This window comes from Pandoraea norimbergensis, assembly GCF_001465545.3.
Lineage (GTDB): Bacteria > Pseudomonadota > Gammaproteobacteria > Burkholderiales > Burkholderiaceae > Pandoraea > Pandoraea norimbergensis.
In genome coordinates, this window is sequence record NZ_CP013480.3 from 2,733,724 (window position 1) to 2,758,326 (window position 24,603).

General features: G+C 62.7%; 23 protein-coding genes. 9 read left to right on the plus strand and 14 right to left on the minus strand.

Translation table 11 applies throughout. The features are described 5' to 3' along the window. The first annotated feature begins 2 nt into the window (after positions 1-2). Positions 3-1,103 carry a porin gene (locus AT302_RS12025; protein WP_058378649.1) on the plus strand — a complete coding sequence of 367 codons (1,101 nt, stop codon included), beginning with the start codon at positions 3-5 and terminating at the stop codon, positions 1,101-1,103. A 99-nt stretch (positions 1,104-1,202) separates the two neighbouring features. On the opposite strand, the gene groL is transcribed toward AT302_RS12025, so the two are convergent. The 8 genes from groL to AT302_RS12065 form a co-directional block, all read right to left on the minus strand. Beyond that, positions 1,203-2,840, minus strand: a complete 1,638-nt coding sequence (groL, locus tag AT302_RS12030) for a chaperonin GroEL (RefSeq protein ID WP_058378650.1) — start codon at positions 2,838-2,840, stop codon at positions 1,203-1,205. A 36-nt stretch (positions 2,841-2,876) separates the two neighbouring features. Continuing rightward, positions 2,877-3,170, minus strand: a complete 294-nt coding sequence (locus tag AT302_RS12035; protein WP_058378651.1) for a co-chaperone GroES — start codon at positions 3,168-3,170, stop codon at positions 2,877-2,879. Between the two features lie 226 nt (positions 3,171-3,396). Next, positions 3,397-4,242 carry a LysR family transcriptional regulator gene (locus AT302_RS12040; protein WP_058378652.1) on the minus strand — a complete coding sequence of 282 codons (846 nt, stop codon included), beginning with the start codon at positions 4,240-4,242 and terminating at the stop codon, positions 3,397-3,399. 284 nt (positions 4,243-4,526) lie between these two features. Continuing rightward, positions 4,527-6,887 (minus strand): acetamidase/formamidase family protein, encoded by a 2,361-nt coding sequence (locus AT302_RS12045; RefSeq protein ID WP_058378653.1) that lies wholly within the window; start codon positions 6,885-6,887, stop codon positions 4,527-4,529. A gap of 91 nt (positions 6,888-6,978) precedes the next feature. After that, complete coding sequence (locus AT302_RS12050; protein ID WP_058378654.1) at positions 6,979-7,170, minus strand: DUF1427 family protein; 192 nt, start codon at positions 7,168-7,170, stop codon at positions 6,979-6,981. Positions 7,171-7,180: 10 nt separating this feature from the next. Beyond that, positions 7,181-7,420, minus strand: coding sequence for a XapX domain-containing protein (locus AT302_RS12055; RefSeq protein ID WP_058378655.1), 240 nt, complete (start codon positions 7,418-7,420; stop codon positions 7,181-7,183). Positions 7,421-7,432: 12 nt separating this feature from the next. Continuing rightward, entirely contained in the window at positions 7,433-8,503 is a 1,071-nt protein-coding gene (locus AT302_RS12060; RefSeq protein ID WP_058378656.1) for an acetamidase/formamidase family protein, read from the minus strand. A gap of 178 nt (positions 8,504-8,681) precedes the next feature. Then, the gene (locus AT302_RS12065; protein WP_058378657.1) at positions 8,682-9,380 is read right to left on the minus strand and encodes an alpha/beta hydrolase; all 699 of its coding nucleotides are present in this window, start codon (positions 9,378-9,380) and stop codon (positions 8,682-8,684) included. A 296-nt stretch (positions 9,381-9,676) separates the two neighbouring features. On the opposite strand from AT302_RS12065, the gene AT302_RS12070 reads away from it, so the two are divergent. From AT302_RS12070 to AT302_RS12100, 7 genes are all read left to right on the plus strand, one after another. Next, on the plus strand, positions 9,677-10,006 hold the full coding sequence (locus tag AT302_RS12070; RefSeq protein WP_058378658.1) for a DUF4148 domain-containing protein: 330 nt from the start codon (positions 9,677-9,679) through the stop codon (positions 10,004-10,006). Positions 10,007-10,010: 4 nt separating this feature from the next. Continuing rightward, on the plus strand, positions 10,011-10,541 hold the full coding sequence (locus AT302_RS12075; protein WP_058378659.1) for a DUF2846 domain-containing protein: 531 nt from the start codon (positions 10,011-10,013) through the stop codon (positions 10,539-10,541). Positions 10,542-10,721: 180 nt separating this feature from the next. Then, positions 10,722-12,023, plus strand: coding sequence for a TolC family protein (locus tag AT302_RS12080; protein ID WP_058378660.1), 1,302 nt, complete (start codon positions 10,722-10,724; stop codon positions 12,021-12,023). Between the two features lie 9 nt (positions 12,024-12,032). After that, entirely contained in the window at positions 12,033-13,304 is a 1,272-nt protein-coding gene (locus tag AT302_RS12085; protein ID WP_058378661.1) for an efflux RND transporter periplasmic adaptor subunit, read from the plus strand. 17 nt (positions 13,305-13,321) lie between these two features. Continuing rightward, positions 13,322-16,546: an efflux RND transporter permease subunit gene (locus AT302_RS12090; protein ID WP_058378662.1), complete on the plus strand. Its 3,225-nt coding sequence runs from the start codon at positions 13,322-13,324 to the stop codon at positions 16,544-16,546. 26 nt (positions 16,547-16,572) lie between these two features. Then, the gene (locus tag AT302_RS12095; RefSeq protein ID WP_058378663.1) at positions 16,573-17,256 is read left to right on the plus strand and encodes a heavy metal response regulator transcription factor; all 684 of its coding nucleotides are present in this window, start codon (positions 16,573-16,575) and stop codon (positions 17,254-17,256) included. Next, the gene (locus AT302_RS12100; RefSeq protein WP_058378664.1) at positions 17,253-18,722 is read left to right on the plus strand and encodes a heavy metal sensor histidine kinase; all 1,470 of its coding nucleotides are present in this window, start codon (positions 17,253-17,255) and stop codon (positions 18,720-18,722) included. Before AT302_RS12095 ends, AT302_RS12100 begins: the two co-directional genes overlap by 4 nt. Here the strand turns inward: AT302_RS12100 and AT302_RS12105 are convergent. The 5 genes from AT302_RS12105 to AT302_RS12125 all read right to left on the minus strand — a co-directional run bounded on the left by AT302_RS12105 (position 18,694) and on the right by AT302_RS12125 (position 21,870). Further along, positions 18,694-19,392 carry an anti-sigma factor gene (locus tag AT302_RS12105; RefSeq protein ID WP_058378665.1) on the minus strand — a complete coding sequence of 233 codons (699 nt, stop codon included), beginning with the start codon at positions 19,390-19,392 and terminating at the stop codon, positions 18,694-18,696. The two genes, AT302_RS12100 and AT302_RS12105, sit on opposite strands and share 29 nt — an antisense overlap. Further along, complete coding sequence (locus AT302_RS12110) at positions 19,389-19,991, minus strand: sigma-70 family RNA polymerase sigma factor (RefSeq protein WP_237172134.1); 603 nt, start codon at positions 19,989-19,991, stop codon at positions 19,389-19,391. Before AT302_RS12110 ends, AT302_RS12105 begins: the two co-directional genes overlap by 4 nt. Before the next feature lie 52 nt (positions 19,992-20,043). Then, entirely contained in the window at positions 20,044-20,589 is a 546-nt protein-coding gene (locus tag AT302_RS12115) for a DUF3455 domain-containing protein (RefSeq protein WP_058380285.1), read from the minus strand. Positions 20,590-20,703: 114 nt separating this feature from the next. Further along, on the minus strand, positions 20,704-21,267 hold the full coding sequence (locus tag AT302_RS12120; RefSeq protein WP_237172184.1) for a chalcone isomerase family protein: 564 nt from the start codon (positions 21,265-21,267) through the stop codon (positions 20,704-20,706). Between the two features lie 6 nt (positions 21,268-21,273). After that, the gene (locus tag AT302_RS12125; protein WP_157125775.1) at positions 21,274-21,870 is read right to left on the minus strand and encodes a lipocalin family protein; all 597 of its coding nucleotides are present in this window, start codon (positions 21,868-21,870) and stop codon (positions 21,274-21,276) included. Between the two features lie 246 nt (positions 21,871-22,116). Between AT302_RS12125 and AT302_RS12130 the strand changes: the two genes are divergently transcribed. After that, entirely contained in the window at positions 22,117-23,031 is a 915-nt protein-coding gene (locus AT302_RS12130; RefSeq protein ID WP_058378667.1) for an alpha/beta hydrolase, read from the plus strand. Between the two features lie 67 nt (positions 23,032-23,098). On the opposite strand, the gene AT302_RS12135 is transcribed toward AT302_RS12130, so the two are convergent. Then, positions 23,099-24,598 (minus strand): DUF1254 domain-containing protein, encoded by a 1,500-nt coding sequence (locus tag AT302_RS12135; protein ID WP_237172135.1) that lies wholly within the window; start codon positions 24,596-24,598, stop codon positions 23,099-23,101. Positions 24,599-24,603 lie beyond the last annotated feature (5 nt).

The following is a 24,603-nucleotide window of genomic DNA, read 5'->3' on the forward strand; positions in this document are numbered from 1 at the left end:
ACATGACTACGCAAAACTACACGCTCGCATCCTCGCAGGCGGGGCCGGCCTCGCCCGTTCAAAACAAACGCCCGGTATCTGCGGCAATCGCTACACTCGCACTCGCGACCGGGTTGGCGCTGCCAACCGCCGCGCATGCCCAATCAAGCGTGACGCTCTACGGTCTGCTCGATCTCTCGCTCGACTGGTCGCACTCGGGAAACCAAAGCACGTACCGCATGCTCTCCGGTGCGCAAACCGGGTCTCGCTTCGGTTTGAAGGGGTCTGAGGATATCGGCGGCGGCAACCGCATCAACTTCACGCTCGAGAATGGCTTCAACCTGAACAACGGCACCGCCAGCGATTCCACGTCGATCTTCAACCGGCAAGCGTGGGTCGGCGCATCCGGTCGATGGGGCGAGGTCCGCTTCGGACGTCAGAACTCGCCGTTGTACGTGCCGCTGGAAGGAAAGTTCGACGCCACCGGCGCGTCAACGATCGCGTCTGGCCTGAACAGCTTCGCGACGTTGTCGGTGCGTGCAAGCAATGCCATCTACTACGGCACGCCCGATATTGCGGGCTTTTCGGCGCAGGCGATGCTCGGTTTGCGTGACAGCACGACGACACCGCGCAGCGGCATCAACAACTATCACCTCACGGCGTCTTACACACGCGGTCCGGTAGACCTGGGGGTCGGCTATCAATCGGTGGACAGCGCCACGAATGCGAGCACGCTCAAAGCGTTCTTTGGCGGCGGCTCGTATGACTTCGGCACGGTGCGGCTGTACGCGGGCTTTCACCACGCCCAGCAAAGCGATGGCTCGGTGGACAAGAACGTTTATACGGTTTCCGGTGCGTACCGCTTCAACCCGGCGTCGACACTGGCGCTCGTGTACAGCCACCTCGATGACCGCACGCCCGCCGCGCGCAACGCCGATCACGTGGGCCTGATGTATGCCTATTGGCTGTCGAAGCGCACGTGGCTTTATGCGAGCGGGGCAGTGCTGCTCAACAAGGGCACGTCGGCCTATGCGCTGGCTGGGTCGACCACGCCCGGCGTTGCCGTCGCCTACCCGGGTGCCGATGCGCAAGGCGTGCAGATCGGCGTCCAACATCGGTTCTGAGATCCGGGGGCAATCCCCTGACAGTAACGGGCCCCATGCCTTGACGGATGGGGCCCGTTGTCTTTACGGCTGACCGTTTTCAGGCGGGCTCAGTTTGGGTTAGAAACCGAAATCAGCCCCGCCCGCGCCGCCTGCGCCGGGTAGCGCCGGTGCGCTTGCCTTCGGCGCTTCGACGATAGTCGCGTCGGTGGTGAGCAGCAAGCCAGCGACGGAAGCCGCGTTCTGCAACGCCGTGCGCGTGACCTTGGTCGGATCGAGCACCCCCAGTTCCACCAGATCGCCGTATTCGCCAATTGCGGCGTTGTAGCCGAAATTGCCGCTGCCTTGTGCCACCTTCGCGACGACGACGCTCGGCTCATCGCCCGCGTTAGCGACGATCTGACGCAACGGCTCTTCCAGCGCACGCAGCACAATTTTGATGCCCGCGTCCTGATCGGCGTTATCGCCGCGCACTTCCCGCACCTTGTCGCGCACGCGAATCAACGCCACGCCACCGCCCGGCACAATGCCTTCTTCCACCGCCGCCCGCGTGGCGTGCAGGGCGTCGTCAACGCGATCTTTCTTCTCCTTGACCTCGATTTCGGTAGCACCGCCCACTTTGATGACGGCCACGCCACCCGCCAGCTTGGCCACGCGCTCCTGCAACTTTTCGCGATCGTAGTCGGACGAGGCTTCTTCAATCTGCACGCGAATCTGTTTGACGCGCGCCTGAATGTTGACGGCCTCACCGGCGCCGTCGATGACAGTCGTGTTTTCTTTGCCGACTTCGATACGTTTGGCTTGTCCCAACTCGGCAAGCGTTGCCTTCTCCAGTGACAGGCCGGTTTCCTCGGCGATCACCTGACCGCCTGTGAGGATGGCGATGTCTTCGAGCAACGCCCGGCGGCGGTCACCGAAGCCCGGCGCCTTGACGGCAACCGTCTTGAGAATGCCGCGAATGTTGTTCACGACCAGCGTGGCGAGTGCTTCGCCTTCCACGTCTTCCGCGATGATGAGCAGCGGACGGCCGGCCTTGGCGACTTGCTCCAGCAGCGGCAGCAGATCGCGAATGTTGCTGATCTTCTTGTCGTGCAGTAGCACGAACGGCGATTCCAGCGCAGCAATCTGCTTGTCGGGGTCGTTGACGAAGTAGGGCGACAGATAACCGCGATCAAACTGGAGCCCTTCGACCACGTCCAGTTCGTCAGCGAGCGTCTTGCCATCTTCGACTGTGATCACACCTTCCTTGCCCACGCGATCAATCGCTTCGGCGATGCGCTGACCGATCGACTCTTCGCCGTTGGCCGAAATCGTGGCGACCTGCGCGATTTCTTTGCTGGTCGTCGTGGGCTTGCTGATGGCGCGCAAGGCGTCGACCGCCACGCCGACCGCACGGTCGATACCGCGCTTCAGATCCAGCGGGTTGAGCCCGGCGGCCACGTATTTCTGGCCCTCGCGAACGATGGCTTGTGCCAGTACCGTGGCGGTCGTGGTGCCGTCGCCCGCGAGATCGCTGGTCTTCGACGCAACTTCCTTGACGAGCTGCGCGCCGATGTTCTGAAGCTTGTCGGCAAGCTCGATGTCCTTCGCGACGGATACGCCGTCCTTGGTGACGACCGGTGCGCCGAAACTGCGTTCGAGCACGACGTTGCGTCCCTTCGGACCGAGCGTGACCTTCACGGCGTCGGCGAGAATGTTCACGCCTTCCACGAGCTTCGCGCGTGCGGCGTCGCGCAATACGATGTCTTTGGCTGCCATGGGTTGCGCCTTTTAAATATCAGAATGAATGGAGGATTAGTGGGCGGTGACGACAGCGATGATGTCTTCTTCGCGCAATACGAGCAGTTCGTTGCCGTCGACCTTGACGACCTGACCGCCGTATTTGCCGAACAACACGCGCTCGCCAATCTTGACGTCCAGCTCGATATGACGGCCATCCTTGTCGCGGCGGCCGGGACCCACGGCGAGGACTTCGCCTTGATCCGGTTTCTCTGCGGCGCTATCGGGCAACACGATGCCCGAGCTGGTCTTGGTCTCTTGATCGAGACGCTTGACGATGACGCGATCCTGTAAGGGACGAAGGCTCATGACGTTTCCTTTGGCTTCTGTTTGATCGTGGAGAGAGATAGGAAGTCGGTAGCGATTGGCACTCTCGATCACCGAGTGCCAGACTGATTTGCAGTATAAAAATGACAGTGCGCTGCAATCCAATAACCGATTCTCGGATCGATATCTCTACGAAGCATTAGCACGTCAAAAGCACGTCAAAAGCAGGTCAGTAGCGGGGCATCTCCCTTCACCGCTTCGGCTTCACTCAGGCCGTTCGCAACGCCGCGCTCAGCGTCTGAAGCGTGCGTCTGGCCTGCGCATCGGTGAGCCCGGTATGCAGCACCACGTCCCGCACGGGTAATGGGGGAAGGCCAAGACGCTGGCCCACGTCGACAGTGCCGGCCGGGGCTACCCGGTGCGCGAGTGCGGCGACGGCCAGCCCGGCAGTCACGGCTGCCCCGATGGTGCCGACACCACCGCCCACGAAGACCTCGTGCCACGGCACACCCGCCGCGTCCAGTGCGCTCACGGCCATCGCGCGCACGCTGCACGGCTTGGCTTGCGTCGCGAGGGGCAGGCCGCCGTTGGCACTCGGTTCGAAGTCGGTCGCCGCCATCCAGCCGAACGATTGCGCCATGATGCGTTCGCCGTCCAGACGCCGCGTGTCGTGGCGCAACACGATGCACGCGTCGATCTCCGTCGCGTCGTAGCATTCGAGCAATTCGCGTGACGGTGCAATGCGAAGCTCGACGATCACGCCGGGGTCCGCGTCGTGCATGCGTCGTATCAACAAGGGGAGATTGGCGCCGACCAGATGGTGGCTGATGCCGATGGTCAACCGCCGGGTCTGGGCGCTGAATGCCTGTAGCGCCGTTTCATGGGCACTGACGAGCGCGCGGGCGGGCGCCAGAAAGGCGAGTCCGCTAGCCGACAGCCGCACCTGACGCGGCGTGCGATCCAGCAGCCGATGCCCGAGCGTCGCCTCCAGCCGCTTGATCTTGACGCTGACCGCCGACTGGGTGGAGTTCAGCACCTCGGCCGCCCGGGTGAAGCTCTTGAGTTCGACCGTGAGCACAAAGGCCCGCACGGCATCGATATCTAACGCATTCATGATCAGTCATTCGAATTTGTCATCATTGAAATATCCTGCCATGCACTGTTCGAATGGTCGAGCGCTAATTACGATGGCTCCATCAAAGGAGCTACGTCATGCCTCAATATCAGATCGACCCGCCGCGGGAGCCTCGGCACGGCCATTCAACCGGAGAGTCCCCAGTATCGGCAAACGCGTTTGTGATGGCGCATGTGGCCAGCGTGGCGGGCGTCGCACTCGCTGTCGCCCTGCTGACGGCCGCCGTGGTAGCGGTGTGGCGATAGCCGTTCAGGACAGAAGTATCAGGACGGAAACAGGCACTTCCGGATGATGGCGTGTACGCCCCAATTGCCGTTCACCACTTGGGTGACCCCGAAGTCGACGCCGACGGAGAGAATCGCGTTCGCCTCGTCTTCGGTCAGCCCGTTCACCTGCATCAGAAACCGGCGCGCCTTGTAAAAGGCATCTCGCAGGGCGCTGTCCAGTGTCGACTTCAGGTAGATCTGGCTCTGCGCCTTCTGCCCCAACTCGGCGAGATGATTCGGCGAACTGAAGCCGTGGACGATCCACTCCTTTGCGGTCTCCACCAGCGGATACGTGAGGTCCGCAAACGGCGCATTGGCGGGGATCGCCGCCTTCTTGTGCAAGATCAACTGGATCTTGCCGGTGAGCGAACATTCGATGGCCGTGCCACCCAGCTCGGCATCGCCTTGCGACGCGTGCGGGTCGCCGATCGACAGTAGCGCGTCAGGCACTGCCACTTTCAGGAACACGCTGGCCCCGCGCGTGACACGCCAGTTGTCCAGATTGCCGGCATAGCTCGACGGCGGAATCGAGTCGATCAGGCCGTCTTGCGCGGGCGCAACGGCGAGTACGCCGAAGTGCGGCCGCAGCGGGATCTCCACATCCTTCAGCGCGCGATGATTCTTCGTGATCTTCGTGTGGTCGACGGGCACGCCGGGGTAGTCGATGGTCGTGTGCACCACACCGAACGGATCGCGCTGTGGTGTCCATCGGAAGCTGTAGAGTGCGCGGGCGACGCCATCGTTACGTTCGCAGTCGATCTCGAAGACGGTGACCACCTCGCGCTCACGCGGGGCCGTCAGCATGTCCTGATAATGAAATCCCCACCACGCCGACGCGTGCGCGCCGAAGGCCTTGCCTGCATAGGCCGGATTGGCGCTGGGGCGCGGCTGCAACTCGAGAATGCGCACTTCCAGCACATCGCCCGGCATGGCGTCCCTGACGGCGATCGGGCCCGTGCAGATATGCACGCCGAAGCCTTCTCCGGCGCCACGCCCGTAGACAGACGCATCCATTGGGCCAGCGCCACGCCGGTCGACGTTCTTCTGTGTCGCTGTCCAGTGAAAGACGCTCTCGGCGCCCGGGTCGCCTTGCACCATGCGTTCCCAGTCGTCGGTGGCGTGCTGGGTCAGCGTCTCGATCGTGACGGTATCGCCGGAATCGACCGTCAGCACCGGTGGCAGATCGTGGCTCAGATAGCCCCAGTGCACCGACTCGCGTGTTGCGCGCAGATAGTGATGCTGTCCCGCCTCGTGAGGCAAATCGGTATGCGCTGCGTTACCGTCATGGCCTTCGGCAGGGGAACGGTGCGCAGTGCGTAGCGCATCTGCCGCCAATCCGGCAGCCCGTTGTAACGTCGCGGAGGGAAAGTCGGGATGCCCCCGGGAGATGCGTGCACGGGCGGGCAGGGTGCGCGCCTTCACGCTTTGCTCGCGATAGGCCTTCGGCGACACGCCGAATCGCTCGCGAAACGCCTGACTGAAATACGACGGGTCGTTGAAGCCCCATCGGTAGCAGATATCGGACACCGATAACTGGTCGTAGACCGGATTCGCGAGATCCGCGTGACATCGTTCCAGACGGCTATTGCGCAGATACGTGGAAAAGCTCTGCCCCGAGTCTTCGAACAGCTTGCGCAGATAGCGGTCCGAGATGTGCTCGTCGTTGGCAATCGCCGACAACGAAAGGTCAGGCTCCGCAAGCCGCGCCTGAACACGGTGGCAAATGCGCGCGAACATGGCTGAACGCGAGGATGAAAGCCCCGACGTCGCATGAGGTTTGGCCGCCACCAGCGCCGACGCCAGCAACTCGAGCAAGACGCCTTCGACAGGTTCGAGGGCCTGCGCATCGGGCTCGGCCATGGCGTCGAGTTGATCGGCGATGGTCCGGAGCAGACTGCCGAAGAGCCCGCCGACCGACGGCGGCAGTTTGCACGTGCCGGCGAGCGGCGCGCTAGCCAGTCGCGGCGCGATCAGCGCGTGCCGAATATGCAGCGTGACGATGCGAAAAGGCGTCCGCGCCACAAAATCAACGCTTTCCATCGCCGGAATGCAGGCAATGTCGCCCGTCGCCAGCGGCTCGTCGATCACGCTTCCCGTGAGTTCTGCCTGCCCGTCGAGCAACATGATGAGCAGGTAGCCACGCTCGCCGCCCGCGCGGGCAGACACGACTTGCGGCGTGGCAGCAATGACGGACACCTCGATGCCTGCGGGCGTGCGATGCGAGAGCAGGGTGCCGTGCAGCGGTTGCTCAGGCGCAGGCGAGCGAAAATGCAGCCGCGCGTCGAGCAACCGGGCTTGCCAGGCGGGACCCCGCTGGTCATGAGCGTAGGACTCGGTTGAAAAGTGCGCGCGATCCAAGACCAATCTCCTGCATGGGTGACGTGGACACCGGGCCGGGGCAACCTGCGCTGCCAACGGCCCGGGAATTGCCGTCAATGATGCAATCCGTCTAGCCGAAGTGCAATTGGCCTCGCATCGCGGCGACGATCACAAAGCCGACAAACGTACCGAAGATGGCGAAAATGCCGCCGAGCACGTTTGGCGCGGGAATCGGTGCCCGCACGCTTGTGTAGACGATGCCGGTGACCAGACCGACGGCGGCCGCCTGAAGTTCGGTGGCGCCCAGCGTGAGTTCTACCATGGCGTTCTCCTCAGGATGACCGGACCGGTCGTGCGTGCGGCACGTCTTCGGCGGGCGGGCGGCCGAACGTCACCGAGCGGCGCCACGCCTGAACAATGAGATAGCCAAGGTAGGTGAACACGATGGCAAAAATGCCCCCGGCGACGTTTGGGGCCGGAATCGGCAGGTTGAGCCACGAGTACAGCGTGCCCGTGACCAGCCCGACCAGCAGGGCGACGATTTCGTTGCGCCCGATGTAGACGTATTGCATGGCGTGGGTTCCTTACGGTTTTTTCGACTGGCTTGTCGATTGCCGGGCCGCCGTCATCGCGTCCGTCTCTCCGGGCGGGAAGATGCTGCGCGGCATCGTGCAATGGATACCCTGCGTGCCGTCGACCACCTGCGTGACACCGAAGTCGGCGGCAACGCTCATGAGCGAGTACGCGTCGTCGCGCGAGAGACCTTGCTGCTCGGTGAGCAGTTGGACCATGTCGCGGCCGGCGTTCTTGCCGGCCTCGTCGAGGTCGGGATGGAAGCCGTGGACGATCCAGCAGTCCGGTGTCTCAAGCAGGGGCGACGGGAAGTGGAAGTCCTTGCGCAGCACGATCTGGAACAGCACATTGAGCGAGGCTTCAATGGCAGTGCCGCTGATCTCGCCATCGCCTTGTGAAATATGCGGGTCGCCGATCGAGAAGAGGGCCCCGTCAACCTGCACCGGGTAGTACATCGTGGCACCGGCACCGATGCGCCAGTTGTCGATGTTGCCGCCGTGCAGTCCGGGTTCGACCGTGGTCACGCGCCCTTTGGCATCCGGGGCAACACCGGCGGTGCCCAAGTGCGGGCGCACGGGGACGCGCACCCCTGCCAGTGCCGGTTGTTTGCAGCACTCGCGGTGGTCGACGATCTTTCCCGGGGTGGTGAGCTTGCCCGGGTAGTCGAACGCGAAGAGGGCGTGAGCGGTGTTCGAGCGGTTATCCAACTCGTAGATGGTGACGCGCTCTTTCTTGAAATCGTCGTACAGCTGTCCCCAGTGGGCGGCCACGTTAGCGCCGTAACGGAAGCGGGGAATCATCTGAAGATAGCGAACTTCGAGCATGTCGCCCGGTTTCGCGTCTTCGACAAAGATCGGGCCGGTCATGATGTGCACGCCGGGGTTGCGGTCTTCGTGGGGAATCGTGTCGTAGATGGCACGCACGGCGGCGTCCATCATCAGATCGGGGGCGTCGCCGGCGTGATGCGTGACGGCTTCGGCGCGAATCAGATCGCCGCTTTTCACCGTCAGTGCGGGTCGCTGGGTCGCGTCGAAGTAGCCCCAATGCACGGTTTCGGGCCGGGCGGGAAGGTCGTGAAGCATGCCATGTCTCCTGATTTTTCGTTTTAGGGTGAAGTCATGGTAGTGCCCGACAAAACCCGACGATTAGGAGCGTTTGACACGTTCTCTGTTGCTGGGAGGAACTAACGTTAACCCCGGTTAGTCCCCCCCGTTAGCCTCCTTAGCCCCCGTTATCCGGGGGTGCCCGTCATTGGAAGCCTCAGGCGTTGGCAAGCGTTGATGCCGCCTCGTCGATGAGCGCGGCGACGTCGACCGGCTTCGACGCCAGCGACGCGTGACTTGCCGCCAGCGTGATCACCTTCCTGGCGTTGAGCCGCGCCGACATCATCGCCTCGTTCTCCGGCGCGATCATCCGGTCTTCGCTGGAGATCTGATACCACGACGGCTTTTTCTTCCACGCCGGGGCCGTAATGGTGTCGCCGAACGTCGACGCGAGGGGAGCCTTCTGCGTCACCGCCATCACGAGCCCTTCTTCCGGCGTCAGATCCTGACAGAAACTCTCGTGAAACTTATCGGCTTTGATCCACAGATAGCCATCGCTGTCCGGCGCCAGATTCGGTACCGCAACAGGCGGATGCTGCTCGGTGATGCCGCCGGGGCTTTCCCCTGCGTCGGGCGCGAACGCGGCGATGTAGACAAGCCCGATCACATTGGGTTGATCGCCGGCCTCGGTGATCACGGCGCCGCCATACGAGTGGCCGACGAGCAGGACAGGACCTTTCTGCTGCGCGATCATCTTGCGCGTACGCTCCGCATCGTCGGCGAGCGACGTGAGCGGCATTTCAACCGCGTGAATCGAGGTATAGCCTTTGCGCGTCAATTCGACAATGACCTTCGCCCAATGGGCCGCACCTCCCCAGAAACCGTGAACCAGAATGACGGTCGGTTTATCGCTCATGCTCTGCTCCTAGTCGATACTGCTCGCCAGCAAGTTGTCGAGGCATAGCCTGCCGGCGCAAGGGGGCTATCCGGCGCTACCGGAGTAACGACTATAGGTCATGATTTCGCCCGGTGTGAGCATCGATTGATGCGTCATGCGATGGACATCCTAGGCTTGTCGTTCCTTGTCATCTTCATGACAAATAAGTAATCCCCGGTTCATCTTGCTGTTTGCCGCCGCTGCTTACGATGGTACCCAACAGTTCCACAGGGACTGACGTCTTTCCGAGTCATCTCAACCCAAGGGGTACCACCATGATCAAACGCATCGTCCTCATCTCCTCCCTCAGTGCCTGCGCTTTGCTGTCGATGTCTGTGCAGGCCACCGCACGCTACGACAACAACGTGCCGCCGTTCGCAGCCGACACCGGCTCGGCCGTTGCGCGTGACGACGTGACGAAGCAACTGAAGGACGCGCATGCCAATGGCGTGCCGGTTGCGTCGAACCTCAAGGCACTGCAAGGCACGCAGTCAACGTCGAAGATGACCCGCGAGCAAGTGCAAAAAGAGCTGGAAGCGGCGGCTGAACAGGGCCTGCTCAATCAGCCCGATTCGGTGTATCCGAAACTGCCGCTGGTTGAGTGACGTCATGCGTCGGCGTCTCCTCTCTTTTTTTCCGGTCGCGACGCTCGTGGCTGTCGCGCTGGCAGCGACCGTACAAAGCGCGCAGGCCGAAGCCTTCGTCCCGTGTCGCTGGTTGGGCAAGCCATCGCAGTGTGTCTCGGTGCCGATGGAGAGCCGCGACGCCGATGGGCAAGCCAAGACGTTCGCGCCGCCCCCACCCGAAGTCGCTCGCGTTTATCTCGTACGCTCGCGCACGACCGACCCTCGGCGCGCGACGCCGGTCGACGTGGGCAATACCCATGCCGGTGATCTCGCGCCCATGACCTATCTCGTACTCGACCTTCCACCGGGCGAACATGAGTTCACGGGGCAGGCAGACGGCACGTTCGGGCGCAGTCTTCGTCTTGAAGGCGGTCAGGTGTACTTCGCCGAACTCCGTCTGACGCAATGGCTGAACACCATGTACGGTGCCATCGACCCGATACCGGCAGAGGCAGGCCAACGCGCCGTTGCCGGTGCGCGCCTCGCTCGGGCGGACGGCAGCGAGCATCCCTGACGGCCGCCGTCGTCTGAAGATGACAAAAATGTAATCCCCGTTTCATGTTGGTGATCGCGGCGGGTGCTTACGATGCCCGCTGTCCGGTCCCTCACGTCCGGGCTCTCCTTTCCCTGTCCGTGCGCGCTCGCCGATCCGCCATGATCGATTCCCGCCTGCGCGCCGGCTCTCTCTGCGCCCATGAAGACCACCCTCTACGCGACGTGTGTTGCCGTGCTGTTGCTCGGCATCGCCCCGGCAAATGCACAGCCCGCCGCCAGCGCACCCGGCGCCGTCACCTCGCTCACGCTGGCACAAGCCATGCAGCGCGCACTCGAGAACAACATCGGCCTGAAAGTCGCGCGACGCGAAATCGATGCGCAGTCGAGCGCGCTTATTCAAGCCGGTGCGCGACCGAATCCCTCGCTGTCGATCCTTCAGGAGGACTTTCGCAGCACCGCGCGCACGACGACGACACAACTCACGCAGCCGATCGAACTCGGTGGACAGCGCCAATGGCGTGTCGAGGCTGGGTCAGCCGCGCAGCGTGCGGCCGAGCTGGACGCGCAGGCGAGCGAAGCCTCGGTACGCAGCGAAGTTGTCGTGCGCTATTTCGAGACGCTGGCAAGCACTGAGCTGGTCGAGCTGGCCACGCAGACGGCCAGCATCGCGCAGGAAACTTTCGTTGCCGTGCAGCGCCGCGTGAAAGCGGGCAAGGTCTCGCCCGTCGATGAAGGGCGCGCACAAATCGCCGCCAACAACGCACAGATCGAATTGGCCAGCGCGAACGCCGCACGCGATCGCGCTCGCGCACGGCTCGCTCAGGTACTTAGCGTGGGCGAGGGGCAGTTACCCGGCACATTGTCTGGCAGTCTGGAGTCGCTGCCGATGCTGCCCGAATGGTCGCGTCTCGCGGCGGCGCTCGACACCACGCCTGCGGTGCGATCGGCAAGCGAGGAAATCCAGCGTCGTGACGCGCTCGCAAAACTGGAGCGCGCGCAACGCATCCCCGATTTGAGCGTCACCCTCGGTCTGAAACGTGTGACCGACGGCGCACGCACAGACAATCAGGCGGTCGTTGGGCTCTCGATTCCCTTGCCGATCTTCGACACCCGGCGCGGCGCCACGCTGGAGGCCGCACAACGCGCCGACATCGCACGTGACGCCTACCTCGGCGTTCGCCAGCAACAGCAGCAGACGCTCACGAGCGCCTACGCGGAGTTCACGGCGGCGCGCGAAGCCGCCCGCAGGCTCCGAGAGGACATCCTGCCTCAAGCCCAGAGCGCCTACGACGCTACGCGGCGCGGCTTCCTGCTCGGGAAGTTCGGTTTTCTCGACGTGCTGGATGCGCAACGCACGCTCGCGATGGCCCGCTCTCAGTACATCACCTCTGTCGCTAGCGCGTACAGCGCCTACGCCACCGTCGGTCAGGCCGTCGGTGGCAGCGTCGACGGCGTTTCGCTCCTGTCGGCCGATCGTCTGACCCAACCGCAATATCAGTGAGGAATCCTCGTGCAACGAGCAAAGAAGTGGATCGTTTTTGGCGGCATCGCCGCACTGTGTGTGGGTATCGGTGTCAGCGTCATTCGTGCCGACGGGCGTCAATCGCCGTCAACGCCCGACTCGAAGGCCGCCAACGCGGCGAAGCAGGATGCGCATGCCGATCATGACGACGCGAAGGCGTCGGGCGCTGCCCACGGTGAGGGCGATGACGATCATGACGACCATGCCGACGAGGCCAAGGCTGGTGGCGACGAGCGTGTGACGCTGACCGACGCGCAACAGTCGGCTGCGGGCATCGAGATCAAGACAGCGGGGGCGGCTCAGATTTCCGAGCAAATGGAATTGCCCGGCGAAGTTCGCTTCAACGAGGACCGGACGGCGCACGTGGTGCCGCGCGTGCCGGGCGTGGTCGAGCGGGTCAACGTGAGTCTCGGGCAGCAGGTCAAGCGCGGTGACGTGCTCGCGGTGCTGTTCAGCACACAAGTGTCGGAGCAACGGGCGGAACTGCTCACCGCGCAGGAGCGCAGAGCCGGTGCGCTCAAGACGTACGAGCGCGAAAAGATGTTGTGGGAAGAAAAGATCTCGGCAGAACAAGACTTCATCGCCGCACAACAGGTCTTGCGGGAAGCGGACATTGCAGTGCGCAATGCCCGGCAAAAGCTGAGTGCCGTGGGCGCGAGCGCTGCGTCCGGTGACGGGTTGAACCGGATTGAACTGCGTGCGCCGTTCGACGGCACCGTCGTGGAGAAGCACGCTGCGCTGGGCGAAGCCGTCACGGAGACGGCCAACCTGTTCACGCTGTCCGATATGGGCACTGTGTGGGCCGAGATCGCCGTACCGTCCCAATCGCTTGGTGCGGTGCGCGTGGGCACCCCCGTGACCGTGCGCTCGACCGCCTTCGATTCACAGGCGAAGGGCACCGTGGCCTACGTCGGCTCGCTGCTGGGCGAACAGACTCGCACGGCCAAGGCGCGGGTGTCGCTTGAGAACCCGGACCGCATGTGGCGTCCCGGCGTGTTCGTGAATGTCTTCATCGGTACGAGTCAGGTCAATGTGCCGGTGGCGGTTGCCGAGGCAGCGATTCAGACCGTCGAGGGCCGCACGGTCGTCTTCGTCAAGACGGCGCAGGGGTTTGTCGCCACGCCGGTGAAGACCGGTCGCCGCGACGACACGCACGTCGAAATCGTCAGCGGACTGGCACCCGACACCCCCTACGTGGCCGCCAACAGCTTCGTGCTCAAAGCCGAACTCGGCAAGAGCACGGCTGAGCACAGCCACTGAGCCCCGGAGCCAGACGCATGTTCGAACGCATTATTCAGTTCTCGATTGCGCACCGCTGGCTGGTGCTGATCGTCACGCTCGCCGTCGCCATTGCCGGTGTCTTCGCCTATCAGCGACTGCCCATCGATGCGGTGCCCGACATCACCAACGTGCAGGTGCAGATCAACACGAATGTGCCCGGATACTCACCGCTCGAAGCGGAGCAGCGCGTCACGTATCCGATCGAGACCGCGATGTCGGGCCTGCCGGGGCTTGAGCAAACGCGCTCGATGTCGCGCTATGGCTTGTCGCAGGTCACGGTCATCTTCAAGGACGGCACCGACATCTATTTTGCCCGCCAACTCGTGGGCGAACGCATCGCACAGGCGCGCGAGAAATTGCCCGCCGGCATCAACCCGGAGATGGGCCCGATCTCCACCGGGCTAGGGGAAATCTATCTCTGGACGGTCGAGGCTTCGCCCGACGCGCGCAAGCCCGACAACACCCCCTACACGTCGACCGATCTGCGCGAAGTGCAGGACTGGATCATCAAGCCGCAGCTTCGTAGCGTGCCCGGTGTCACCGAGATCAATACGATCGGCGGCTTTGCCAAGGAGTATCAGATTGCGCCGGACCCGGCGCGGCTGATCGCTTACGGGCTGACGTTTACCGACGTCGTGCGCGCATTGGAGCGCAACAACGCCAACGTGGGGGCGGGTTACATCGAGCGGCGCGGGGAGCAGTATCTGGTTCGCGTGCCTGCACAAGTCGAAAGCGCGGAGGACATCGGCAACGTCGTCCTCAACAACGTGAACGGTGTTCCGGTACGGGTGAAGGACGTTGCAGAGGTCTCACTCGGGCGTGAACTGCGCACCGGCGCCGCGACTGAGAACGGCCGCGAGGTCGTGCTCGGCACGGTGTTCATGCTGATCGGCGAGAACAGCCGCACCGTGTCGCGTGCCGTGTCGGAAAAGATGATCTCGATCAACAAGAGCCTGCCGCCCGGCGTCTCCGCCATTCCGGTGTACGACCGCACCGTGCTGGTGGAAAAGGCGATTGCGACCGTCAAGAAGAACCTGCTTGAAGGCGCGGCGCTGGTGATCGCCATTCTTTTCCTGTTCCTCGGCAATCTGCGTGCCGCGCTGATCACCGCGCTCGTGATTCCGTTGTCCATGCTGATGACCTTTACCGGCATGGCGGCCGGCCGGGTCAGCGCCAATTTGATGAGCCTCGGCGCACTCGACTTCGGCATCATCGTCGACGGGGCGGTCGTGATCGTCGAGAACTGCGTGTTGCGGCTCGCGCATGCGCAGCGGGCGCATGGCCGCCCGCTCACCATGCAGGAGCGCTTGCATGAGGTCTACGCCGCAGCGCGTGAAGCCAGACGCCCGTTGCTGTTCGGTCAAGCCATCATCATGGTGGTCTATCTGCCGATCTTTGCCCTCACAGGTGTTGAAGGGAAGATGTTCCACCCGATGGCAATCACCGTAGTCATGGCGTTGGGCGCGGCAATGGTGCTCTCGGTCACGTTCATTCCTGCGGCGGTGGCGGCCTTTATCGGCAACCGGGTGGAGGAGAAAGAGAACCGCGTCATGGGGGCCGCGCGCCGTCTATATGAACCCGCGCTTGACTGGGCTTTCGGAAACGCTCGCGTCGTGCTGGCCGGTGCCGTCATCGCCGTGCTCATGACATTCGGCCTGGCAACCCGGCTGGGCAGCGAATTCATGCCGAATCTCAATGAAGGCGATCTCTCGATTCAGGCGTTACGCATTCCGGGCACCAGTCTCACGCAGTCGGTGCAGATGCAGCAGCAGTTGGAAAAGGCGTTGATCTCGCAATTGCCGGAAGTCGAGCGCGTGTTTGCGCGAACCGGCACCGCAGAGGTCGCTTCGGACCCGATGCCGCCAAACATTTCCGACGGCTACATCATGCTCAAGCCGAAGAGCGCATGGCCCGATCCGAACAAGACGCGCGAGCAACTGATTGAAGAGGTCACTCGTGTCGCGCAATCGATTCCGGGCAGCAACTACGAGTTCTCGCAGCCGATCCAGCTTCGCTTCAACGAGTTGATTTCCGGCGTGCGCAGCGATGTGGGCGTGAAGATATTCGGCGACGACATGAACGTGCTGAACGAAGTGGCTGGCCGCATGAGCGCGCGATTGCAAGCGATTCCGGGCGCGACGGAAGTCAAGGTCGAGCAGACATCCGGGCTGCCGATGCTGACGATCAACATCGACCGGGCGAAGATTGCACGTTACGGCATCAACGTTGCGGATGTGCAGGACACGGTCGCCGCCGCGCTTGGCGGGCAGACGGCGGGCACGTTGTTTCAGGGGGATCGCCGGTTCAGCATCGTCGTGCGCCTGTCGGATAACGTGCGCGAGAACCTCGATGCGATCCGGCGCTTGCCGATCTCGCTCCCCGCTGCGAGTGCGGCAACGCCACGCGGCGACGGTGTCGTGGGCGACCCGGCAATGCAACGTGCCGCGTTCATTCCGCTGTCCGAAGTCGCCACGCTGGATCTGAGCCCCGGCCCGAACCAGATCAGTCGCGAGAACGGCAAACGCCGAATCGTGGTGAGCGCGAATGTGCGGGGCCGCGATCTGGGATCGTTTGTCGAAGACGCGCGCGTCGAGATCGAGAAAGTTGCGCTGCCTGCCGGGTACTGGACGGCTTGGGGCGGCCAGTTCGAGCAGTTGCAGTCGGCGTCCGACCGGTTGAAGATCGTCGTGCCGGTGGCGTTGTTGCTGGTGTTTGCGCTGCTGTTCGCCATGTTCAACAACGTGCGCGACGGTCTGATCGTGTTCACGGGCATTCCGTTTGCCCTGAGCGGCGGGTTGGTCGCGCTGTGGTTGCGTGGCATTCCGCTCTCCATCACGGCGGCGGTAGGCTTTATCGCGCTTTCAGGCGTGGCGGTGCTCAACGGTCTGGTGCTGATATCCTTCATCCGGAATCTCCGAGACGGCGGAAGCCCGTTGGACGTGGCCGTTCGGGAAGGCGCGCTGACGCGCCTGCGCCCGGTGCTGATGACGGCACTGGTCGCGTCGCTCGGTTTTGTGCCCATGGCGATTGCCACGGGCACGGGTGCTGAGGTGCAGCGCCCGCTGGCGACCGTTGTCATTGGTGGCATTCTGTCTTCCACCATGCTGACCTTGCTGGTGCTGCCTGTGCTCTATCGTGCCGTATGCCGGCGCGAGGCGCAGGGCGGGACGGCCAATCGTTGGGTTGCCCGGATGGGACGTAAATTCCGCCGGCAGAGTTAGTGGTTCAACGTCAACTTAGGAACGAAATGCGCATTCTTGTCGTCGAGGACGAGCACAAGACGGGGCAGTACCTGAAGAAGGGGCTGACGGAGGCTGGCTATGTCGTCGACCTCGCCGTCGACGGCGTGGACGGTCTGCACATGGCCACCACACTCGCGTACGACCTTGTTGTCCTCGACGTCATGCTGCCGGGCAAGGACGGCTGGCAGGTGCTGGCCGAACTCCGGGCGCGCCGCCACACGCCGGTGCTGTTTCTGACCGCGCGTGACGATCTCGACGAGCGCATCAAGGGACTCGATCTCGGCGCTGACGATTACATGACGAAACCGTTCGCGTTTGCCGAGTTGCTGGCGCGCGTGCGGACCATCTTGCGCCGTGGGCGCACGCGTGAGCCCGACGTCTTGCAGATCGGCGATCTCGAATTGAATCTGCTCGGTCACAAGGCAGTGCGCCAAGGCACGAGCATTACGCTGACGGCGAAGGAATTCCTGCTGCTGGCCTTGTTGATGCGACGCCACGGCGAGATATTGCCGAGAAGCCTGATTGCCTCGCAGGTCTGGGACGTCAACTTCGACAGCGATACCAATATTGTCGATGTGACGATGCGACGCCTTCGCGCCAAGATCGATGATCCGTTTGCCACGAAGATGATTCATACCGTCCGAGGCATGGGCTACGTGCTGGAACTTCGCGAGCCTCGCGAATCATGACGAACGCTGCCGAACCGCTACGGCATGCCCGGTCGATGCGCGCCAGACTCACGCTGTTTATCGCTGGCTGCATGTTCACTGTGCTGGCGCTCATGGGCTTGTATCTCTACTTCGCACTGGCAGAACAACTGCGTGCACGCGCCCATCAGGACCTTCTCGGCACTGTCAGTTCGTTGCGCTCGGAGCTCAGAGGCATCACTGACAAGTCGGAGATCGGTGCCAATCCGCGCCGATGGTACGACGCGACGCACGGGCATCAGAATCTGGACTTCGCCGTGCTGGATGCCAGCGGGAAGACGTTGATCGCGAGTCGTGGCTACCGTGCCCCCGCAACGGCGCTGACGTACGTCGACAGCCACAACATTCCGCATGAGCGCCACGTTCAGAAGATCGCTAACGCTGAGTTAGGCGTCCGGCTGCGTTATGTCGCGGCCGACGACGTCATCGGACAAGGCGGCGAGCACGTCATGATCGTGGTGCAACTCGATCCGCGAGAGCAGGTCAACGTGCTGGCCAGTTTCGCGCTCACGGCAGTGGTGGCGTTGATTGTGGGCACGTTGCTGGTGGCGGCCATGGCGTACTGGTTGGTGACCCTCGGATTAAAACCCTTGCGCACGCTCACACAGGCCGCCGAGCAGGTATCGAGCGAACGGCTTGGCCAGCCGCTGGCGGACGACGACACCCCGGCAGAGCTGCGCGACCTCTCGCACGCGTTCAATCGCATGCTCGCCCGGCTGAACGATTCCTTTACGCGGCTTTCGCAGTTCTCGTCCGATCTGGCGCATGACCTGCGCACGCCGCTATCGAACCTGATGGGTGAGTCACAGGTCGCCCTTTCACGGGAGCGCACGCCAGCGGAGTACAAGGCAATTCTCGCGTCGAACATCGAGGAATGCGAGCGGCTGTCGCACATGATCACGTCGATGCTGTTTCTGGCGCGTGCCGATGCCGCCCACGCGAAATTGCAACGGGAACCCACGGCATTGCACGAGCTTGCGGCGTCGATTGCCGAGGACTTCGCGCCGATGGCGGAGGAGGGTGGTCTGACGATGCAGGTCAGCGGCGATGCCGTCTGCGTCGTCGATCGAGGGTTGGTGCGCCGTGCGCTCGCCAACTTGCTGACCAATGCGATTCGCCATTCACGCCCGGGCAGCACGATATCGATACGTTGCTCGGCATTCCCCGACGGTGCTGAAATTGCCGTCCACAATCAGGGCGACGTGATCCCCGAAATACATCTGCCGAGAATCTTCGACCGCCTGTACCGCGTGGACCCGTCGCGCCATAACGACGGCAGCACACGAACCACAGGTACCGGCTTGGGGCTCGCCATCGTCAAATCGATCATGGAACTGCATGCCGGCTCAGTGACCGCGACAAGCGACGCCACTGCCGGGACAGAGTTTCGCCTGCATTTTCCGGCGAAGGCGGGTGGCCTCACGTCGTCGGTACCGCGCGCCCTATAGACAGGATGGGCCCCGTCGGACGCCCGATCGGCGACCCGTTGGGCGGCTCAAGCGTGATCTCGAACAGTTGATTGGGTTGCATCGGCGGCAGGCGATCGAGTGAAATTTCCAACGATTCGCCCGCTTGTACCAGACCCAACGACATCGGCGCGGACCAGCCATCGGCCTTGGTCCAGAACTGCAACGCCTTGGCGGGCTGCACTTCCTGCGACTTCAGCGGTATCAGGCGCAGTTTCCGGTTCGCGCCGACTTGCACCAGCCACGCCGGTGTCTTGTCCTGCGGCGACATGAGCACGACGACAAATTGCGGCACCGGTGCCGGTGTACGAAGCTGGACGCCGAGCACCACCGCAAGCACCACCGTTGCAAACGACGCGGCAAGGGCGCCGGTACGCCAGAATCGAACGCTGTTCCACCAGCGCCCCCATCCTTGGGCGCCTGTGGTTGACGTGCTTCTGCGGATTCTCGGCCAAAGCTGTTTTGAAGGCGGCAAGGGCGCCACGGTGTCGGCCAGTGGCTGGAGTCGCGCTTCCCACTCGGCGACTTTGGCGGTCAACACGGGTTCGTGGCGCAGACGCGCCTGCACGGCTTGCCGTTGCGCCCATGGCAGGGTGCCGACGACGTATTCGCCCGCAAGATCGTCGAGCGCGTTAAGTTCTTCTGGCGTCATCCCATGCACTCACGTAGCGATTGCAGACCGCGTCGCACCCACGCTTTGACACTGCCGAGGGGCGAGCGGAGCCGCTCGGCGATTTCGCTGTGGGTATAGCCGTCGAGATAAGCGTGAAGAATGCTGGCACGTGGCGACGCGTCGAGCCGTTCCAGACATTCGCCGAGGCGGCCCAGCATTAGCGGATCGACCGAAAATGAATTCGAAGCCGCTTCATGCACGGCATCGGTACTCACATGGGCATCAAGGGTTTCGTCGTCCATATCGACCTCACGCTGACGCCCCCGGATGGCATTCAAGGCCTGATGCCGGACGATGCTGAAAATCCAGCCACGCCCCGAGCCACGGGCGGCGTCGAAGCTGGCCGCGTTGGTCCACAGGCTGACGAAGGCATCGTGCAGGACGTCTTCGGCCAATTGCCGGTCGCGCACAATGCGCTGGGCCACGCCGAGAAGGTAGGCGCCATCGCGCTCATAAAGCCGCTGTAGCGCCCGACGATCCTTGCTGCCACACGCGGCAATCAATGATTCGTAGTCAAAATCATCCTTCTCGTCGTGCACGGGCACCTCTCGGAAGTCATCGGCGATATGTCTTGGCACGCAATACAGATCGACTACGTCTTCCGCAAAATGCCCGTGGCTCAGACATGTGTCAAGCGGCTTTCCAGAAAATGTAGTCGGCCTGGTACTTCACCTTCTCCTTGGCGCCCTTCGTTGCCGTAGCGCAAGCGGACGTCGGCGCCACGCCACCTTGTGTGGCGAGCCGCTGGATATAGGTGACACCCTGCATGGCGCCCGGGCCGGAGGCCGGGTTTGCCTTGACCAATTGCAACGGGATGCTGCCTGCACCGGCGGGCGATATCGCGACCTGTGTGGCAGTGACCTTGGAACCGTCATTGGATTCCCACGTCGCGGGCGGGCCGTAGTACTTGCCGACGGCATTGCCGCTGCGGTCCATCAACACCGCGTCCGGGCCGATGAAAGTCCATTCCCACTGGCCTGCGGTGTCTTTCTTTTCCCGGCATTCGTAAAGAATTTCGCCTTTGCCGACGGTTTGCAGAGCAATCGTGTGACCGTCGGGGACATTGACCGCTGCTGCCACCGGGGCTGGCGTACCTGACGTGCCGGCCATCGGCACGTTCTGAGCGCAAGCGGCGAGCAGGGTGGAGGCGGCGAGGCTGACTGAGACTATGCGCATCATGGCAAAACTCCTGTGTCGGATCGAGTCGTTTGGCGCCCTGAATATCGGGTCGCTACCTTCTCTACACACGAGATGCCGATCTGGATGCAGATGAATGCAAATTTTTCGAAATCAGTTGCCGCCGAGCAATTGCTTGCGAAGCGACGGCGCGCGGGTGCGTGGGTCGAGCCAGATACCGAAGAACGCCTGCGCGAAGGCCGGATCGTCAATTTCCGCCGATACGTTCCCGTTGAGATAGAACCGCGCCCCACGCCCCGGTAGATAGACGCCGCAAAGCTCGTCTCCGCGAGACACATCACCGAAGGCGCGTCGCATCGCGTCGCGCCATGCTGATAGCGTTGCGTCAGCAATCGGCTGTGTCGCCAGTCGCTGAATCTCGTCAATGCCTGTTGAGACGATGCGCGCACCGCTGAGGCTGCGCTCGTACGTCAACGACAGCGCAAACGGGATATCGGAAGACAGCGGTGCAATGGAGGCCTTGGGGGCCCAAAGCTCAGCCCGGTAAAGGCAGAAGCCCAGCACGCAAAATTCTCCCGCACCGATGTGGCGAGCCCCGGCGATGTCGTCGCGGCACCCGGCCCGTGCGTTGGAAACCGAGCCGGCAGCGATCAGGGAGACCGCGCACACCCAAGAGATGGCGAGGCGGCGGGTGGTCAACAGGGGGGAGGTCAGGATCACCTGTCAGTCCTTTTCGCCGGGCGAAGCGAAGCCCGGCTGCCCAAGTTGCCCGCTCACCTGCGGCACCCGTCGAAAACGGGACGTGTCGTAACCCATCGCCTCAAAGCGCGCCAGCAGCCCGCGATAGGTGGCCTCATCCATCATGGGTTCGCGCGAGAAGACCCAGCCAAGCGACTTGTCGGGGTAACCGAGCAAGGTATAGCGATAATCCGGGTCGACATACAAGGTGAGTTGCGAGACGTAAATCGGCCAGAAGAGTCGAACGCTCCAGCGCCCACCGCCGCTGCCGGGCACCACGCTGTCGAGGAATTGATAGTGACGTTCCGGTTGGTCGAAGCCGTCATTGCGTCCATAAAAGTGATCGTCGATCCGGCCGTCTTCGCGCAGATACCACTCGGCGCGGCTGCCCACGAAGTCTCGTTCGGCAAAGTACGGGATATTGGCTATCACGTACCAGCGGCCCATATAGCGGGGCAAATCGACAGGCACCACCTGTAGCGGGGTATTCGCCAGGGGATTCGGGTTGGCGGGCGCGCCCGAGCAGGCGCTCAGCAGCAGGCCAGCGATCGCAGTGAATACCAGCAAGGCGTTTCGCAGCATAGGGTCTCCGGCATCGAACAGGGGCGATGGGGGCAATGTGTGCGTATACGAGTGGCGCGGCCCATCGGATGCAGATGTCGTCAAGAAAATGGACATTTTTTTGTTCATCCTGCATCCGGAAGCCGATCTGGCACGTATTCGAACCTGTGCGCCCGTTGCCGTGGCTATCGGCAATGCCACCACATGGGCGCGCACGCGCATCGTTGTTCAATTCGCACGAGATCAACCAAAGTCATGGGAGCCACAATGTCGGGCACCTTGCTCAGCAAGCTGCTGTTGGTCGCCTCAGCCGGGGCGGCCCTTACCGCGTGCAGTCCCGCCTATCTGGTGAATGCGCTGACGCCACGATCCACCTACGAGGCGTCGACCGACCTCGCCTACGGGGAGTCGGCTCGTCAGCGGCTCGACGTTTATGTGCCAACGCAGCGCGCGACCTCACCGGCAGGCACGCCGGTCGTGGTGTTCTTCTACGGAGGAAGCTGGCAGAACGGGGAGCGCGCCGACTATCGGTTTGTGGGCGAGGCGCTGGCGTCGCGGGGATTTCTGGTGATCGTGCCGGACTACCGGACGTATCCGGAGGTGATATTTCCGGGCTTCATGGAAGACGCGGCGCTGGCGGTCCGTTGGGCGAAGGATCATGCGCAGGCATACGGCGGCGATACCCGGCGGCTGATTTTGATGGGCCATTCGGCGGGCGCGCAGATTGTCGCGCTGTTGGCGACCGATCCACGTTATCTATGCGCACAAGGGATGGTGCAGAGCGAGATTGCGGGCGTAGTCGGTCTTGCCGGCCCCTACGACTTTCTGCCGTTGGAAAGCGATGTTCTGCGCAAGATATTCCCCGAACCGGTACGCACGGCAAGCCAGCCGATCAATTTCGTGTCGGGGCACGAGCCGCCGATGTGGCTAGGGGTTGGGGACAGTGATAGCGTGGTCGATCCGGGCAACACAGAGCGCTTCGCGCAACGGCTGCGCGCCGCAGGCGACGACGTGGATGTCCGTCACTACAATTTGGGACACGTATTGCTGGTGGGAGCGCTCGGCATACCGGTCAGGCAGTTCTCGCCGGTACTGGACGATATCGCGGCCTATGTGTCCGCGCTCCGATCGAGTGAACGGGTGGCTGGCAACCATACCCAGTGCCCGAGCCCGGACCAGTGAGGCGCAAAAGCGATGGACGATCTCGCGCTCGCTAGTCCGGGTCAAACGATCAATTTCAAACGCTACGTCAGTTCACTTCCTTGACCGCGGGCGGCAACCACGTGCCATCAAGCGCTGCTGATGTCGGCCAGTAGGAACGTATGTAGAGCGAAAAATCGCCGTCACGCGGTGCCGGTAACCAGTTGCTTTCCTTATCGCCACCCGGCGACGTTGCCTGCACGTACAAAGTCAGCGAACCGTCGGCGTCGTACTTGAGCGTCCTGTTTTTTGTGCCAAGCGAATAGCGGTTCAGCGGGTTCTGCACGAAGAAGTGACGATCGTTGTACAGCGTGAGCGACCAAAACCCGTAGTTGGGAGGCGTGGCCCCCTTGGCGAACGTGATCGTATAGCGACGCTTCCCGTTCAGGCGCTGACCGCGCTCATCGAGGTCTTGATAGAAGTACTTCGTCTCGTTGGGTGCATTCACGAAAATGTTCGATCTGGCGACCGCTGTCCGAGTGAAATAATCAGTTCCAAATGCCGCCGTGTTGTTGGTCGTACTCCAATGATGCGGAAGCTGTATGCCATAATTTCGGAACTCGAACAACGGCTTAACCAACTCAACATCGGCCTTTGCCGCCTCGTCATTGATTGCCTTGCGGAGCGCAGGATCCGCTTTGGCGGCCGCGATGACGGCCAACACTTGCGCATAACGTGCCTCCTCGCCGGGGCGGGGAGGCGCGTCCTGAAGGGCCGCTGGCAGGGCATCGACAAACTTGTCGGGGAACACCCACTGCGTCTCCGATTCCCCCTGTTTCTGCGCGGGTAACTTCGGCAACGACTTCCAGTCCGTGGACTTCATCGTGCCGTCGTACTCGTCGAGCGGATACATCATCACTTTCTTGAGCACTTCCTGAACGGCACTCTTGTCCTCGGCAGTGTCGTCCATGAAGATGCGAGGGATGACATTGCCGGTATTCGTCGAAGCCCGGAATACCCCCGAAATTCCCTTCGGTACCGTACCGTTCCAGTTGGGACCAACCAGCAGGTAGAACCCGGGCTTGGTACCGTACATCTTGCCCAAGCGAGCAAAGCCGTCGGTTCGTGCGTCAACCACCTGATACACCCAGAAGCGGTCTCCAAAATCGGGAACCTGAACCACTGCTGGGGACTTATCCAGCGCCAGCAAGCCGCCACCATACACAACGTCCTGATTCGGACAGGCAACCACGTGAACATCCGGGCCGAAGTAGTCGGTCAACATCGTGAGCTGATTGAGCGGTGCTATCGGGGTGGGCCCCGCGTACGCTCGCTCGGTGAACTGTGAAGACATGGCTCGACGGCTTGCCATGTTCATCATCGGCCATGCCCAGAAATACGCATCACGTGTCACGAGGCGCGCATAGGCTTCAGTAATCTTTGTCCCCGCGACCGGGCCAGCGGGCATTGCCGCCTGCCAGTCGGGTGATAGCGGTATCGGCTGTTGCGCCATCGCCAGATGGGTGGCGGTGAATAGTGCCGAAGCGCCGAGTGCTGCCAGTAGAGCCTGTCGTGCCATTGCATTCTCCTGATAGAGCTTGGTAAGCATGTGTT